The 15,792-nt window shown below is 45.0% G+C and carries 17 protein-coding genes; 3 read left to right on the top strand and 14 right to left on the bottom strand.

Annotated features, from left to right (window positions below; all coding sequences use genetic code 11):
- Positions 1 to 106: 106 nt before the first annotated feature.
- Positions 107 to 1,255 carry a DUF4317 domain-containing protein gene (locus tag ACESON_RS10755; protein ID WP_373109778.1) on the top strand — a complete coding sequence of 383 codons (1,149 nt, stop codon included), beginning with the start codon at positions 107 to 109 and terminating at the stop codon, positions 1,253 to 1,255.
- Here ACESON_RS10755 and ACESON_RS10750 read toward each other — a convergent pair.
- Positions 1,203 to 2,543 carry an MATE family efflux transporter gene (locus ACESON_RS10750; RefSeq protein WP_373109776.1) on the bottom strand — a complete coding sequence of 447 codons (1,341 nt, stop codon included), beginning with the start codon at positions 2,541 to 2,543 and terminating at the stop codon, positions 1,203 to 1,205. The two genes, ACESON_RS10755 and ACESON_RS10750, sit on opposite strands and share 53 nt — an antisense overlap.
- A 209-nt stretch (positions 2,544 to 2,752) precedes the next feature.
- On the opposite strand from ACESON_RS10750, the gene ACESON_RS10745 reads away from it, so the two are divergent.
- A complete protein-coding gene (locus tag ACESON_RS10745; protein ID WP_373109774.1) occupies positions 2,753 to 3,019 on the top strand; it encodes a hypothetical protein in 267 nt (88 codons plus the stop codon).
- Between the two features lie 175 nt (positions 3,020 to 3,194).
- Here the strand turns inward: ACESON_RS10745 and ACESON_RS10740 are convergent, their stop codons facing one another.
- The 5 genes from ACESON_RS10740 to ACESON_RS10720 all read right to left on the bottom strand — a co-directional run bounded on the left by ACESON_RS10740 (position 3,195) and on the right by ACESON_RS10720 (position 7,508).
- Positions 3,195 to 4,544, bottom strand: a complete 1,350-nt coding sequence (locus ACESON_RS10740) for a glucose-6-phosphate isomerase (RefSeq protein ID WP_177960037.1) — start codon at positions 4,542 to 4,544, stop codon at positions 3,195 to 3,197.
- A gap of 110 nt (positions 4,545 to 4,654) precedes the next feature.
- A complete protein-coding gene (locus tag ACESON_RS10735; protein ID WP_177960038.1) occupies positions 4,655 to 5,866 on the bottom strand; it encodes a hypothetical protein in 1,212 nt (403 codons plus the stop codon).
- Positions 5,867 to 6,023: 157 nt separating this feature from the next.
- Positions 6,024 to 6,716 carry a 5'-methylthioadenosine/adenosylhomocysteine nucleosidase gene (locus tag ACESON_RS10730; protein WP_373109772.1) on the bottom strand — a complete coding sequence of 231 codons (693 nt, stop codon included), beginning with the start codon at positions 6,714 to 6,716 and terminating at the stop codon, positions 6,024 to 6,026.
- A gap of 212 nt (positions 6,717 to 6,928) precedes the next feature.
- Complete coding sequence (gene rd / locus ACESON_RS10725; RefSeq protein WP_177959815.1) at positions 6,929 to 7,090, bottom strand: rubredoxin; 162 nt, start codon at positions 7,088 to 7,090, stop codon at positions 6,929 to 6,931.
- A 46-nt stretch (positions 7,091 to 7,136) separates the two neighbouring features.
- Positions 7,137 to 7,508 carry a hypothetical protein gene (locus ACESON_RS10720; RefSeq protein ID WP_177959792.1) on the bottom strand — a complete coding sequence of 124 codons (372 nt, stop codon included), beginning with the start codon at positions 7,506 to 7,508 and terminating at the stop codon, positions 7,137 to 7,139.
- Positions 7,509 to 7,676: 168 nt separating this feature from the next.
- On the opposite strand from ACESON_RS10720, the gene ACESON_RS10715 reads away from it, so the two are divergent.
- Positions 7,677 to 8,750: an undecaprenyldiphospho-muramoylpentapeptide beta-N-acetylglucosaminyltransferase gene (locus ACESON_RS10715; RefSeq protein ID WP_177959793.1), complete on the top strand. Its 1,074-nt coding sequence runs from the start codon at positions 7,677 to 7,679 to the stop codon at positions 8,748 to 8,750.
- Between the two features lie 61 nt (positions 8,751 to 8,811).
- On the opposite strand, the gene ACESON_RS10710 is transcribed toward ACESON_RS10715, so the two are convergent.
- The 8 genes from ACESON_RS10710 to ACESON_RS10675 all read right to left on the bottom strand — a co-directional run bounded on the left by ACESON_RS10710 (position 8,812) and on the right by ACESON_RS10675 (position 15,785).
- Entirely contained in the window at positions 8,812 to 9,408 is a 597-nt protein-coding gene (locus ACESON_RS10710; protein WP_373109770.1) for an RNA polymerase sigma factor, read from the bottom strand.
- A complete protein-coding gene (locus ACESON_RS10705; RefSeq protein WP_373109768.1) occupies positions 9,405 to 9,848 on the bottom strand; it encodes an HIT family protein in 444 nt (147 codons plus the stop codon). The genes ACESON_RS10710 and ACESON_RS10705 overlap by 4 nt, the downstream gene beginning before the upstream one ends.
- Before the next feature lie 28 nt (positions 9,849 to 9,876).
- Positions 9,877 to 10,512, bottom strand: coding sequence for a rhomboid family intramembrane serine protease (locus ACESON_RS10700; protein ID WP_373109832.1), 636 nt, complete (start codon positions 10,510 to 10,512; stop codon positions 9,877 to 9,879).
- Positions 10,513 to 10,649: 137 nt separating this feature from the next.
- Positions 10,650 to 11,978, bottom strand: a complete 1,329-nt coding sequence (locus ACESON_RS10695; protein WP_373109767.1) for a DUF6382 domain-containing protein — start codon at positions 11,976 to 11,978, stop codon at positions 10,650 to 10,652.
- Positions 11,975 to 12,301 (bottom strand): hypothetical protein, encoded by a 327-nt coding sequence (locus ACESON_RS10690; RefSeq protein WP_373109765.1) that lies wholly within the window; start codon positions 12,299 to 12,301, stop codon positions 11,975 to 11,977. Before ACESON_RS10690 ends, ACESON_RS10695 begins: the two co-directional genes overlap by 4 nt.
- A gap of 6 nt (positions 12,302 to 12,307) precedes the next feature.
- Entirely contained in the window at positions 12,308 to 12,787 is a 480-nt protein-coding gene (locus ACESON_RS10685) for a pilus assembly protein CpaA (protein WP_373109764.1), read from the bottom strand.
- A 31-nt stretch (positions 12,788 to 12,818) separates the two neighbouring features.
- The gene (locus tag ACESON_RS10680; RefSeq protein ID WP_373109763.1) at positions 12,819 to 13,799 is read right to left on the bottom strand and encodes a hypothetical protein; all 981 of its coding nucleotides are present in this window, start codon (positions 13,797 to 13,799) and stop codon (positions 12,819 to 12,821) included.
- 48 nt (positions 13,800 to 13,847) lie between these two features.
- Positions 13,848 to 15,785 carry a DUF5702 domain-containing protein gene (locus tag ACESON_RS10675; RefSeq protein ID WP_373109761.1) on the bottom strand — a complete coding sequence of 646 codons (1,938 nt, stop codon included), beginning with the start codon at positions 15,783 to 15,785 and terminating at the stop codon, positions 13,848 to 13,850.
- Positions 15,786 to 15,792: the final 7 nt, after the last annotated feature.

Genomic DNA, 15,792 nt, shown 5'->3' with positions numbered 1-15,792 from the left:
TTTTTTCCTGTTTTTATTATAAAATGAAAAAGATTGATCAGAAACATTTTACAATTCCTATATGACAGCACTTGAAGTGACATATAAAAACAAGGAGACAGCAGCTATGACAAAAAAAGAAATTTCAGAAATCAAACGTCAGTTTACCCCCTCCAACTGTTCCATTACCCGTATCTGCGGCTGTTATGTGGACGGAGAAAAAAATAAAAAAGCCCTGTTCAAAGAAGCCTTTCTTTCCCTTCCGGAAGAAGATATGTTTAAATACTTTGAAATTCTTCGGAAAAATCTTTCCGGCACTCTGGGAAAAAATCTCATGAATCTGGAGTTTCCTCTGGAAGCAGAAAAAGAAGGAGGCCCCCACGAATTTCTTCTGAAGCTGAGAAACAGCCGGCTTCAGGACGAGGCTCTTCTGGAAGCTTTTTATGATCGGATTATAGAAACCTATGAATATGTAGGCAATTATCTGATCCTGCTGATTCACGATGCTTATGATATTCCCGGAAAAACCTCAGACGGACTGGAAATGGATGATGCCTCTGATGAAGTCTACAGCTACATTCTCTGCAGCATCTGCCCCGTTGATCTGTCAAAGCCAGGATTAAGCTACAATGAGCTGGAAAACCTTTTCCAGAATCGGGTCCGCGACTGGGTGGTGGGAAAGCCGGAGCTTGGCTTCCTTTTCCCGGCCTTCAATGACCGCTCCACGGATCTCCACGGAGCCCTGTATTACTCCAAAAATGTCAATGACCTTCATGATTCCTTTATGGAACAGCTGTTAGGCTGCCCCCTTCCTCTGCCTGCCCAGTTTCAGAAGGAATCCTTCCAGGCAATTATTGAGGAAACCCTGGGAGATGCCTGTGACTACGAAACGGTTAAAAGCATTCACGAAAATCTTAGTGAAATGCTGGAGGAGCACAAGGATCAGCCGGAGCCTCTGATACTGGATAAGTATCAGGTTAAGTCCCTGCTGGAGCAAAGCGGAGTCGAGGAAGAGCAGCTTTCCCACTTTGACGAAACCTTTGATGAAACCGCAGGACCAGGTGCTTCTATTTTTGCCGGAAATGTCGTAAATACCCGGGCTCTTGAAGTAAAAACACCAGATGTAATTATAAAGATCAACCCGGAACGGGCTGACCTGATAGAAACCCGCGAAATCGACGGACGCCAGTGCCTTGTCATTGCCATTGACGGAGGCGTAGAGGTCAACGGGATCGTTGTAAATGAAAATAATAAGGGATCTCAACAAGAAGCATAACGCTCCACCCGGCGGCGCAGGCAAAGGCTACTCCGCTGATTCCCATAGAAGGCGTGAGGAGCCATGTGAAAATGACCCGCAGACTGGTCTGAATAAAGGTTCCCAGAAGGGTCATTTTCATCATGCCCATGCCCCGGTAAAAGCCCTGAAATCCATTGGTAAAGGCGGGAAAAATATAAAAAAATGCCATAATTGCAAGATACTGACCGCCAATGACTGCAATGGCCTCTGCGCTTTCTCCGGTGACAAACAGCTTTAATACCGTATTTCGAATCAAAAGCACCACTGCACAAATTCCAATCCAGTATCCAAACTCCAGCAAAAGCCCGCGGCCAAAGCCTTTTTTCATCCGCTCCGGCTTTTGCGCTCCCCGATTCTGGGCCACAAACGTAGTAATTCCATGAGAAATGCTCTGTTCTGGAAGACATGCAAAATCATCGATCCTGGTTACTGCATTGTAGGCGGCAATCACGTCCACTCCAAGGGTATTGACGGCCCCCTGAATCAGCACCTTTCCAACCGGCTGACAGGACTGCTGCAGCGCTGTAACGGAACCATACTGCAGCGTCGTTTTCAGCAGCCCCCGATCCATTACAAATTCGCCTCTCTCCAGCCGGAGCAAAGGAATCTTCTGATACACATACCAGACAGACAAGCCCGCAGATACTGCCTCTGCCGCCACTGTGGTAACAGCCGAACACACAATTCCAAAGCCCAGACCTCCGATAAAGATCAAATCCAGCACTCCATTAAGCACCGAGGAAAACATCAGAAATTTCAGCGGCGTTTTCGAATCTCCTACGCTTTTGAGCGCAGATGACAGTGCATTATAAAAATAAGTAAAGGGCGCGCCAATAAAAATAATTCTTAAATACACCGCAGTCATTTTCATCAGCTCCTCCGGCACATGAAGCAATCTCAGAAGCGCCGGAGTAAAGATGATTCCCATCCCTGTCACAGCCAAAGAAAAATACAGGCCAAACAGGACTGCCGTAGACATTTCTCTTTTCAGCTTTTCCAGATGTTTTGCCCCAAAAAATTCACTCATCAGCACACCGGCCCCCATACAGATTCCGGAAATACCTAATATTACAAGATTCATCACCGGGCTAGCCATTCCCTCTGCCGCCAATGCCTCTTTTCCAATAAACCGGCCTGCAATGATAGAATCTACTGCATTGTAAGTCAACTGAAACAAATTACCCAGAATCAGAGGCACAGAATATCTGATTAACTGCCGGGTAATGGATCCCTGTGTCATATCCATTGCCACTGTCTTTTTTCCCATTATCATTCACTCCTGACCGTTCTCTTTTTCTCAAAACCCTGTCTGCTGTGCCTGCCTAACCAGCTTTTGAACGAACTCTTTTCATTATACTGCCGCCGCAGAAAAAGACAATAAAAATCCGGTTATACTTCTGTATTTTTCTCCAGGGATTTACATTTACATAAAAATCCGATATACTGAAAATCACTTAGAACGAAGGAGGCCTTTTCATGTTTCGTATGTGGGGAAAAATCTGGAAAAACAACCGTATGCTTCAGGATACTGTCATCTGCATGACAGATTATCGGATGTCCCGCACACAGATGGTCTTCCAGTCTCTGGATGATATCTGCTGTCAGTTTGATTTGAGCAAACCCATCTGGCTGGATTCCAATATTACAGACTTCAAACGCCACGATAAAACACGGTTCAGCCAGGATAATTTTATTGAAGAAATTGAATTTGATTATCTGGAAATTCAGGTACTTGAGGAGTAGAAATGCCGAAAAACGCCTTTCTGAAACGGTCATTTTGGAAAACTCTTCACAGGTCAAATTGCAGAGAGCAGATACCGCCCCCAATGGGCAGCACCTGCTCTCTTTCTCTTTTATTGTATTCTGTTTATGGTCATTTTTTAACTGCCGCTGTTTTTACAAAGGCTTCTGCTTTCAATTACAGTCTGGCCAGCAGTTTTTCTCTCTCATCCTCATATCCCGGCTTGCCAAGCAGCGCGAACATATTACGCTTGTAGCTTTCTACTCCAGGCTGGTTAAACGGATTCACACCCAGAATATATCCGCTGACACCGCAGGCAAACTCAAAGAAATAGAACAGCTCGCCCAGATAGAATTCATTCTGTTCCGGAATGCGAACCATCAGGTTCGGAACGTTGCCGTCTGTATGAGCAAGGATCGTTCCGTTCATAGCACTCTTATTTACAAAGTCAACGCTCTTTCCTGCCAGATAGTTCATACCGTCTGTATCAACATCTTCTTTATTCAGCAGAATCTCTGCCGGAGACTCTTCTACACTCATAACAGTCTCGAACATAATTCTTGCGCCGTCCTGAATAAACTGTCCCATAGAGTGCAGATCTGTGGTCAGATCTACTGCTGCCGGGAAAATACCCTTCTGATCCTTGCCTTCACTTTCTCCGAACAGCTGCTTCCACCACTCAGATACATAATGCAGGCTGGGCTCATAGTTGGCTACGATCTCTACGTTTTTACCTTTTCTCAGAAGAATATTGCGGATTGCGGCATACAGCAGAGCGCCGTTAGACTCATATGGATCTTCCAGTGCTTTCTTTCTTCCGGAAGCAGCGCCCTCCATCAGCTTGTCAATGTCCAGACCTGCTGCTGCGATGGGAAGAAGACCTACTGCTGTCAGCACGGAGAAACGACCGCCTACATCATCCGGAACTACAAAGGACTCATAGCCTTCTTCGTTAGCCAGGTTCTTCAGGGCTCCTCTTGCCTTGTCTGTGGTTGCGTAAATACGCTTGTTTGCTTCTTCGCGGCCATATTTTTCAATCAGCATTTCCTTAAATACACGGAATGCGATAGCCGGCTCTGTGGTTGTTCCGGATTTGGAAATAATATTGATAGAGAAATCTTTTCCCTCCAGTACGTCCTTTAAATCATGGATATACTTGCTGCTGATGCTGTTTCCTACAAAATAGATCTCAGGAACCTTTCTCTTGCTCTTATCCAAAACATTGTGGAAGCTGTGGCTTAAAAATTCAATCGCTGCACGGGCGCCCAGATAGGAACCGCCGATTCCTACAACCAGAAGTACGTCTGAATCGCTCTGAATCTTCTTTGCTGCTGCTTTGATTCGTTCAAACTCTTCCTTATCGTAATCTACCGGAAGATCAATCCAGCCGACAAAATCATTTCCAGCTCCTGACTTACTGATCAGAGTCTCTTTTGCCCCCATAACAGTACTCTTAAAATTTGCCAATTCCTCTGCAGATACAAAATCAGCAACCTTGGAATAATCAAATGTTACAGTCTTGCCCATAATTTTCTCTCCTTTTCTTCTGTTCCCCGGTCCAATTCCCACAATGCCTCTTTCCGAGAACCATTATTGAATTAATTATACCATATTCTCCACAAAAATGCGACACAATTTCACACCAAATACTGCTTTAAAATATCTCCGATCAGCTCTACCTCCTCTGGTCTCAAATCCCTCAGCCAGTTTTCATCGGCTGCACGGCTTTTTTCACGACAGGCTGCAATCTGCTCCAGGCTCTTCCTCAGATAATCCAAATCGCGAATGGTCTTCAGTCCCGAATTTTCGCCCTGCTCTCCTGTCCCGCTATTTCCATAGCCGCCTGCAGCTGCCTTTCCTCCTGCACCTCTTCCTTCAAATCCATCTGCCTCGCTGTCAGCCTGGATTCCCGTTCTGACTCTGGAATCACTCCGTCCTCCATGCTCCGACACTCTACTTTCTCTGTCTAAAGTCCCCGATTCTCCATGGATTCCCTCAGAAAGCTTCTGGCTGCTTCTGTTTTTCCCATTTCCACGAAGCCCGCCAAACAAAGCACGCCTTGACTCTGTCAGACTCTCTGCAGCCACAGTCTCTGTCTTCCTGCCTCCAGACAGTTTCTCTTCCCGCGCTCCCGCTGCTTCCATCTGCCCTTCAAGCTCTGCTCGCTCTGAAGCCGTTCCGGAAAATGCATTGCTGCCTGAAACCTCCTGTTCTGCGTCTGCTGCAGTCTGGGTTCTTCGAACCAGTTTTCCTTCCCGTTTTCCTACCGTTCTGACCCCTCGCAGCCCGGAACGCTCCTGTGCCGTTTTGTCTCGCTGACTGCCTTCTCCAGACATACTCCGTGCCATTCTGGGATACATCACATTCTCCAGATAGTCCTGAAGCGCTGCCTGCAGCTGTTCTCTCCAGCCGCCTGTCACACCGTTATCAAAAAGCATGGTGAGCATTGCCAAGAGGACTGAGCCTCCTCCGTACAGAACAATGTAAAAAGTATCCAGCCGATACCAGTAAGAAAGAAATGCTCCAAGACCTCCTGCCAAAAGGCAAAGCCAGGTCCACTGCATACACAGGTTACTCCAGCCTGACAGATTCACGCCCATAATCTTCATTTCATACAGCTGGTGCTCCAGCCATGCTCCACTGTCAGACATCCCCTGGTTCATCCGATATGTATTTTCTGCTTTCTGCCGCAGCTCCTTCAGGCTCTTATTTTTTGTCAGCGCCAGATTTGTACTTTCTTTTATCAGTCTTTTGTAGAAGCGTTTGGTAATCGCTCTCGTCATAATGCCGAGTACGCAGATTCCTGCCAGCACATACAGTGCCTTTCCTGTTTCCAGTAATTGTAACATAAAAACAGCTCCCCTTTCTTTCTTGATGACATCCCCATTATACCGGGCAAAATCACTTTTGGAAAGTTCAGGGAGCCTAGAATCGATCATCAAATTCTGCTAAAATTCGATTCTTAACTTCATATTGAATATTCTTTCATGGAAAATTTTGTCAATTTTAATATGCCTCAATAAGAGCTTTTGTCAATCTGGTGCTGTGAAGAATAGCCTGACGCTCAAATTCCGGGTAATCCATAGATGCGCTGTCATCTGCCTTGTCGGAAATTGCCCGAACAATCAGAAACGGAATCCCGTTTAAATATGCTGCCTGGGCAATAGCTGCTCCTTCCATCTCAGTACAGAATCCCTGGAAGGTATCTGTCAGCCACTGCTTTTTTTCTTTATCAGAAATAAACTGATCTCCAGTCACAATCCGGCCTTCAAAAACTCCCAGATCCGGGTTTACTTTCTGGCTGCAGGCAAGAGCCATTTTTCTCAGTTTTTCGTCCGCCTCGAATGAAAAAACATCCATCTGAGGAATCTGACCAACCGGATATCCGAATGCTACCGCATCGACATCATGCTGAACTGCATCTGTAGAAAGAACCATATCTCCGATATTAATCTCTGCTCTCAGGGAACCCGCAATTCCTGTATTTACAATTCCGTCCACCTGGAACCGATCTGCCAGAATCTGTACACACATAGCCGCATTTACTTTTCCAATACCGGATCTTACAACCACAGCCTCTTTTCCGCCAATGGTTCCCTGGTAAAATTCCATCCCTGCTGCCTGTACAATTTTTACATTGCTCATTTCCTGCTTTAACTGAGAAACCTCATCTGCCATTGCCCCGATAATTCCTAACATAATTGCTTAAATCTCCTTCTTCTCTGTCCATAAATAAGAAAGTATATGACCTGCGGGCGCATTCCCCCACCAAAACACAGCTGCATCAGAAGTGATTTCCTCTGACGCATCATGCACGTCTTCAATGAAAGAAAAAGAATGGTGCTGCCTTTCGTCTGCTTTTCAGCCAGCGGCACCATTCTTTCCCTCATAAAATCAATCAAACTCTGAGCTTAATCTTCTGGCTCAAATACATCTTTTCCAAGTCCGCAAAGCGGGCATACCCAATCCTCGGGAAGATCTTCAAATGCTGTTCCCGGTGCAATTCCATTATCCGGATCACCCACCTCAGGATCGTATACATAGCCACAGGGGCCGCAAACATATTTCTGCATCATAAACTCCTCCTGTCTATTGATTTTCATACCTTTTAAATACTTCTTACGTATATGTTTTACTATATTTTTTACGATTATTCAAGATCAAATTTTTCCTGATTTTCCATCCGATTTTTTTCATTACCGGTTTTGAATCTTCATCCTCTCCCAGCTCTTTTCTTCTTCTTCGCTCATATTCTTCTTCCGTTACCGGTTTGATTCCTCTTATTCGAATCTGCTCTATCAGTTTTTCATAGTGATTCGCTGCAGCCGTTTCCATGCTGGAAATTGCATTAGGATCCCGAATCTTCTCTTCTGCCCAGATGCGTTCTGCCTCATCCATTTCCTCCAGCAGGCTGGCTTCATCGCTGCTGAAAAGTTTCTGGGCCTTTTGTTCTATCGTATACAAATTGTCTGCTCGTTTATTCTGTCTCACTGGCCATCCTCTTTACTCATGGATTTTCTGCTGCACCCGCTGTTTTCCCTGTTTTCCATTCGATTCGGGGTTGACTTTTTAAACATTGCGGTTAGTATAATAATTAATAATAAAGTACCACTTATGGGCAACCATACCCTAATAAGACTATTTTAGGAGGCAACTTTTATGAAAAAAATTGTTTTGACCGGCGGCGGTACTGCCGGACATGTTACCCCTAATCTCGCGCTGCTTCCATCTCTGAAAGAACGCGGTTATGAAATTCATTATATCGGCTCCTACAACGGTATTGAGCGTAAGCTGATTGAAGGTGCTGGTATTCCTTATGATGGAATTTCCTCTGGCAAGCTTCGCCGTTACTTTGATTTAAAAAATTTTTCTGATCCCTTCCGTGTTATCAAAGGCTATGCTGAAGCACGTCGTCTTCTGAAAAAATATCGTCCGGATGTAGTTTTTTCCAAGGGCGGATTTGTTTCCGTCCCCGTTGTATTGGCCGCAAAGCACTTTAAAATCCCGGCCATTATCCACGAATCTGATATGACTCCTGGACTGGCTAATAAAATTTGTATTCCCTCTGCTGCAAAGGTATGCTGTAACTTTCCAGAAACACTTCCCTACCTTCCCGAGGAAAAGGCCGTCCTGACCGGCTCCCCCATCCGGAGGGAACTGCTGGAAGGCGATCGCCTGACCGGACTGCAGTATGCCGGACTGTCCGCAGAAAAACCTGTTATCCTGGTTATTGGCGGAAGCCTTGGCGCTGTGGCTGTCAACAATGCTGTACGCAGTATTCTTCCCAAGCTGCTGGAAACCTATCAGGTTATACATATCTGTGGGAAAGGGCATCTGGATGATTCCCTGATTAGCCAAAAAGGATATGTACAGTTTGAATATGTTGATGCCCCATTGCGTCATCTTTTTGCTGCAGCTGACTTAATCCTGTCCCGCGCTGGCGCCAATTCCATCTGTGAAATCCTTGCCCTTCGCAAGCCGAATATACTGGTTCCTTTGTCTGCGGCAGCAAGCCGGGGCGATCAGATTCTCAATGCACGCTCTTTTAAAAAGCAGGGCTTCTCTGCTGTGCTAGAAGAAGAACAGATGACCGACGAAACCCTATATCAGACTATTCATGACACTTATGAACACCGTCAGGAATTCATAAGTGCCATGAATCAGAGCACCTTATCCGATGCTGTAGACATTGTTATGAATCTGATTGCCTCTTATGCAGAAACATCCGCATAGTTTTGTACGTTCTGTTTCTTCATAATATCTGATATCTGTTTGCAGATTTGCCTGAAGCTTCTCACTCTGAAGCCTCAGGCAATTTTTTCAGATGCCCGGACGCTTCGTGCAGGCTGTTTTCCTCAGTCTTCTCCAATTTTTCCCGAAGGTACTTTCTTCCTCTCATCAGCCTCATTCTGCACGCAGCCCCTGAAACTCCGAGGATTCTACTCACCTCATCCATTGGTCTTCCTTCGATGATATACAAAAAGAATACTACAGCCCAGTCCCTCTTCATTGTCATCAATGCATTCATAACATCTTTATATAGCTCTTTTTGAACTATAACTGTGCTGAGATCCTTTCCTGACAGTATGCTCAGTTCATATCTGATCACCTGCAGCTCTGCCGGATCCATACTGGCAACACTGCGATTTTCACGCTTTCTCCAATAATCAATGCACAAATTCTTCAGCGTCTTAATCAAAGTTGCCCTTATTTTGGAATCTGGCCACGTTAATGGATAATGCTCATAAAATGCCAGAAATGCATCCTGAAGCACATCATCAATTTCATCATAAGGAATCCCTTTTCTTTGGGCTATTGTACGCAGCAGCGGATAATAACGGCTGTGTATAGAGTAGAAACATTCATCCTGAGATTTTATATATTCTCTCATTTTTCCTCCGTAAATAACTCTTCTGCCAGCGCATTCTTTAAAATTCCTGCCGTTTCTTCCAACTCTCTGCTCTCAGCCTTCCCCGGATTCCATGCCACCATGACTGGACCATTCTCATATCGCGGAATTACATGTACATGCAGATGGAATACTGTCTGTCCTGCGCTTGTTCCATTGTTCTGAACTACATTAAATCCACTGGCTCCCAGTCCTTTTTTCATGGCACTGCCAATTTTTGCTGCCAGAGGTAAAATCTTTCCCGTCACTGCCATGTCTGCTTCACAGATGTCCTTGTAATGTTGTTTGGGCAGAATCAGAGCGTGCCCCTTTGAAGCAGGCCCCAAATCCAGAATAACCCGAAAATCATCGTCCTCATAAACTGTGGATGATGGAATCTCCCCATTCGCAATTTTACAGAAAATACAGTTTTCATCTCTCATTCCCAATCCCCCCCTTTCTTAATGTTTATTATATTTCCCAATATTCAGAAGTACAGTGTGCTTTCGGCTTTCGATACAACAACATCGCCAGCACAATTCCGATAACCAGACCGGCCACATGAGCCACGTTATCGACACCCGTACTTGTAAAACCAAAATACAGGGAAAATATAATCATAATAATTAACTGACTGCTGCTTAAATCCTCCAGTCTTCCACGGTTTACCAGTACTGCATAAAGCAAACCGCCTATAACGCCAAAAATAGCTCCTGATGCACCTACACTGACTGCATGGGTCTGCTGCCCCATATCAAAAAGCATTGACACAGCATTCGCTCCCACACCACATAATAAATAGAAAAGCAGATACTTGATTTTTCCAAGCGCCCTTTCCAAATTATCTCCCAGCACAAACAGCACCAGCATATTATTGACAATATGATTAATTCCAAAATGCATAAATACAGCAGTCAAAAGCCGGTAATACTCATGACCATCCAAAACCAGAGGACCAAACATCGCTCCGTGTTCCAGCATAAACAAAACGTCCTCACTGGAACCGACCGCTTCCAGGTACACAAAATAAAGGATATTCAATACGATCAAAGTCATTGTTATCCAGGCCTTCTGCTGCCTTTGTCCGTAATTTTCCATTCTTTTCATTTCCATGAATTCTTTTCCTTATGTATCTGTTTCACGGCTATTTTAGCATAGTCCGCCCCGTTTGTTAAGGTATTCTATTGTCTCTTTCCTGTTTTTTCCAGCTTTTTTCACGATTTTTGTCTTTTATAACGGGCTTTTTACTCAAATCGGTATCGATATCGGGCAATACAAACCTCATCTCCCGGATGCAGCCGTGCTGCCTCATTATTCTCCAGCATACGGCCTGCCACAGAGGTACCGTTTGTTGAGTTTAAATCCTGGATGAAATACTCCTCTTCTATCTGTTCAATTTTAAGGTGAAGCCTGCTTACGGTTTCTTTCTGCAAAATGTAATCTACCAGATTTTCCTGTTTGCCGATTATAAATGGATAATATGAAAGAACAATATCCTCAGACTCTCCGTCCAGAGAACATAGTCTGTGTAAATTTTTGCTTTCTTCTGTTCCCAGATCTGTCAGCAATACCGTATCCCGCCCTTCTTCCGGCTCTTTTGTACCATCAAAGGCTGGTATTTCTGTCTTTTGCCGATTTTCTTTTAAAATCCCCTCACTGTCTTCGTCATCCTTCGAATCCTCATATTCCTCAGAACCAAACATATTCTCCCAGGAAACCTGAACCGGACTTTTTTCCTGTTCTGCCTGTCTCTTTCTTCCAGGTACTTCCCTTAGTTGAATCAACTTACCCCAAAGTTCTCTTATTGCCTCCCAAAGCCCCCAAAACATAGTTTTTGATTTTGCCCGCTCCAGCTTCTCTCGTGAATTTTGAGTTTTTCGGCTGCCCAGATAATTTCTTTCCCCCTGGCTGCCTTCTTCCCGCACACTCGGAACACCTTCCGCTGCGGCAGTCCCAGTTTCTGATTGTTCTTCGCTGCGTTTCAGAATCCGCTTTTCATCCGGCTTCTCAAGTCTGCATTCCTCATTATTTTGTCCGCCTCGTTCCAGCAGACGCAAAATATCCCTCATTCCATAGTTTTCTCTGCGGCTTTCTTGAAACAGTCCATAGGCAAGAACGACACCGTCTTTGTCCTGGTGATCCACCTTTCCCAACAAATACTCAAGCAATTTTCCAAAATCCTCTGAAAATAGCGCTTTACGTCCAGGAATCAGGCAAAGCCAGACAGAAAAAGTTTCCGGTTCAATATATACATACTCCGGATCCAGAAGAATACTTCCCTCTGGAAGAAGATACCGTTCCATTCTGTCAAGTACCTGAATTAGGGAAAGAATCAGACGACGCAGCTGTACTTCCCGGAGCTTCTGATTTTCTAAAAGCCGTGCCAACGGCTGTTTAGAAGAAATTTCATAATAAAATCTTGGCTGCCCATCGGTCTGATTCAGCTTAAACTCTAAAATTCCTTCTACTGCATTAACTTCCAGCATCCGACATTCATAGCTGCACCAGTCTGACTCCTTCGGTTCCACAATCATATAGTTATGCTTCATCTCTCTCCGATAACTAATCTTCATGACAATCCCTCCGTCAGACTCCACATCCTCAGAAATTTTTCCGGCCGATATACCGGAGCAGAAATTTCCAGACTCCATCCATTTCCTTCTACAACCTCTATAATTTTAAACTCTTCAGAGTTTTCAATTTTGTGCCGCTCTGTTTCAACCTGTAGGTGGAGTCCAAAATTTCCAAGAGTTTCCGCCTGTATACGAAAGGCCTGACCAATCAGCGTCATAATCGTAAAAAGCACAACAGCCATAACTCCGGCAGCCTCTACTGTATATGCAGCCGGCAGAGCCCCTCGTGTCTCCTGCTTTCCTCTGCGTCCTTTCTTCCTCATCCCATTTCACCCTTTCCATCCTCCTGCTGCTTCTCCTATGATCATCCAGAAAACAGGCACAGCAGCAAAAGGAAGAAATGGAACTGTCTGTTTCCTCAGATTATCTTTCTTCTTAAAATTTCCCCAGACAAAATATACCAGACAGAACAGACCGCAGCATAAGGTTCCATAAAACAGCACTGCCAGATTTCTCCAGAATCCCAGCAAAAGACCGCTGATCAGAAAATAGCATCCGTCTCCGGCTCCTATGCTTCCTCTGCTGACCTTTCCCAATCCCAGCAGCACCAGTCCCGGCAAAAAACCAAAAAGTCCTTCTGCAGCCTTCTCCCACATTATATTTTGATTCTCCCACATCCGAAAAACCAAGACTGCCCCGGCTATCATTCCAAATATCCGATAAAGATTGATATCGACCTGCTTTTTTCGCAGATCCTGTCCTGCTGCCAAAGCGGTAAAACCTGCAAGCACTGCTGTCTCCAGCTTCATTCCTCCCCCGCCTTTCTTTCTTAATTATCTTCTATTTTCCACAATAAGAGCAGGGACCAAGGTGGGCCACTTCTCTGAGCTTAACTGCCCGCACATAGGATACAATGGCGCTGCAGTTTTTCGTTCTGTGATAACTGCTTCCTTCTGGCATAATATAAACTGTGGAACCAGCTGCTGCACCGTCTCCGCAAACCTTACAGGCATAATATTTTCCTCCACTTTTATTCCTCAAACCTTCTATCTCCGAAAATGCTACAGGGCTTAAATTATTTACCAGATAGTGACAGGAACGGCTTCTGTGATAGCGTGTACTGTTTCTTCCTACATAAACAATCTCATCCTCATCGGTCCCGTTTTCTCCTCCCCCTGCCGTTCCATCATGCCCCTCTCTTCCAATCCATGCTCTTCTGCGGCTCCTTGCAGTACGGCTGATATGCTCCAGCCCCAGAACTGGAAACGGCATCTGTATCTGATAATTCAAAACCAGATCCAGCATTTCTCCATCCTCCAGTACAGAGGACTGTAAGGCATTCATAAAAATCACCTGCCTCGTATCCACATGATCCTGCACCCGAAGCTGTGCATAAATCCCGGCAGCAGCACCTGCAAGATTTTTACAGAAGTCCTTCGCGTAATTATCCGCTCCTGGAATCTGTTCTTCTTCCCCCTTTAATATTACATCCTGAAGGTATGCATACTGACTTAATTCTTCTCCTGCTGTCTCCAAACCTGCCTGTATTTTCCTCTCTGTATTCATAATTTTCATTGGAAGAATCAGACTGACTGACGCAAAAATAAACAGCGGGAGTACAAGCGCAGCTTCCAGCGTCATCCCGGCGGGGACGGACAGGAATGCCTTTCTGCCATGACAGTGTACACATTCATGTAAATAAACAGCGAGGATTCGTACTTGGAGAGTCACGATTTTTTTCATTTTTTTATAAGGGATTTTTTTGTAGAACTGCAGAATACTTCGATTATGCTTCTGCACAGCTGCCATGGAAAAAGGCATTCCTGTCCGCCTCCTTTCTTCTTATTTTTTCAGTTTGCCGTCTTCGCCTTAATATCTCCTCTCCACAGACACCGTCATCGGATATACGAGATCAGAGCCGCCCGTCAGATTTCCTACAAAGCCAGGAGAAAAAAATACATGCTTTCCATAAAAGTCTCCCTGGATCCGTATCTGATAAACGCAGCGGCGCATTCGAAAGCTGTCCTGTCCCTGCCTCAGATTCATCTGAATCAGGTCCATCATGCGAAACTCCTGAAGTACAATATTACTCATAAATAAAAGTATTTTCAGCCAGGACAAATAGGAGAGCCCTGTATCACATTCTCCGGCCCCAACAATCCGTTCCTTCCCCATTGACAAAAGCTGTTCCAGCTCCAGCTGCCAGTCTGCTTTTGCTTTTAGCAGAGGAATTTTCTTTCCGGCCAAAAGTCCCCGAACATCCATCAGAGATTCTCCTAATGCCCACACAGACATTACAAAAAATGTTGTTATCATAAGAAGTGGAGTCAAAGCCCCTGCTCCTGTAATGGCCATTGCCAAACCTCTTGCCTCCGTCCTTTTCTGAGAATCTGTCAGAATGTGTACCAAATTCAGCCCTTCCCGAACAGCCAGGAGTCTGTGAACTGCATCCGAAAGATTTTCACGGTCAGATTCCTTTCCTCCCAGAAAATATTCCATTTCATAGGCAAGAACGGTTTCGCCTTCTTTCTGCTCCTCCTCTTCCAGAAAATTTCCAAAATTCATTCCGCAGTATTCATCAATCAAAAGATGATCTAAAAAATTCACTGTTCTAACTGCATCCGGCTCCATATCCTGGTGTGATGGCACATCTTCCAGTCCAGAAGCCCTATTAGAAACTTCTCTTCCTTCCGGAACCACCAGTTCTAAAAATCCCTCCTGATACATAGATGATACCTGCTCCAGCCAGCCCTCCTTTTTCTTATCTTTTACTCCATGAACAAAGGAAAGCTTATGAATAGAAAGAGAGCCTAATCTGTGCTCCAGCGGTGACCACAAAGCATCTAAATCCGGACCTTCACCGCCCTCTTCCTCATCATCCTCCCACTCATCAATAATTTCTTCTACCTCAAAAGATTCCTCAATGAGTTGCTTCAGTTCCACAAGCATTTGCTTTGACCAGGGTTCCAGAGACTCTATCTCCTGCCGCCTTTCTCCGTCGGCATTTACGTAAGATTCATACTGTTGGATTTCCTGCTCCAGAAGTCCCTGGATCTCATCCCTGCAGTCTCCGCTTTCCTTCTCATATTTTGCCCTGCTGATTTCCATTCCCTTGGCCAGAGCATCTGCCTTTCTCCGGTAACTCTTTACCAGCCCGGGTATCTGCTCCAGCTTTCCAATCATCTTCTCTGCATTCCTCCGAAAATCAGCTCCGTCATAACTGTTTAATGCAGACATTCCGCTATTTTTCAGCTTCTGCTGTTCATCCAGATTTTCACTGATTGCTTCCAGGGCTTTTTCCAGCTTCAGGGCCTCCCGGGCATGTCCCCGATAGCTCTCTGCCATGTTCTTTACAGATGCTGCTTCCTTTGCACTGTCCCACAGATTCTGAACAGTATCCACATCAAAATCCATATGCCAGATTCCAAACTTCATATAGTCAAGAACCTCTTTCTCAAAATAAGCCCCCTGTCCTTCCGTTGCTCTTATAATTTCCTCTGTCTGCGCCCCTGTATACTGAATCGGATACCAGTTTTCCATTTCCAAATATGGAAGAATAAATCCGCCAAAGGCATCTGTAATATCTTCCGGAGTATCATACTCTGCAAACAGAACCCGGTAAGTGTCCCAAAGCTTTCGATGATACTGACTGAATACAGAATCCATCGCTGATGAAGCTGCCGTCTGCAGATACAAGCGGGCTCCTGCTGTCCTTGCAGACTCCAGAATCACGCAGAAAAAAGCAAACATACACATCATGATCAGACTAAAAAATACCGTTATCTGCCCGTCTGCCGTTCTTCTCATTCTGTCC

The sequence above is a fragment of the Lachnoclostridium sp. Marseille-P6806 genome (genome assembly GCF_964238185.1).
GTDB lineage: Bacteria > Bacillota > Clostridia > Lachnospirales > Lachnospiraceae > Brotaphodocola.
This window is presented reverse-complemented; position numbering and strand designations above follow the sequence as displayed.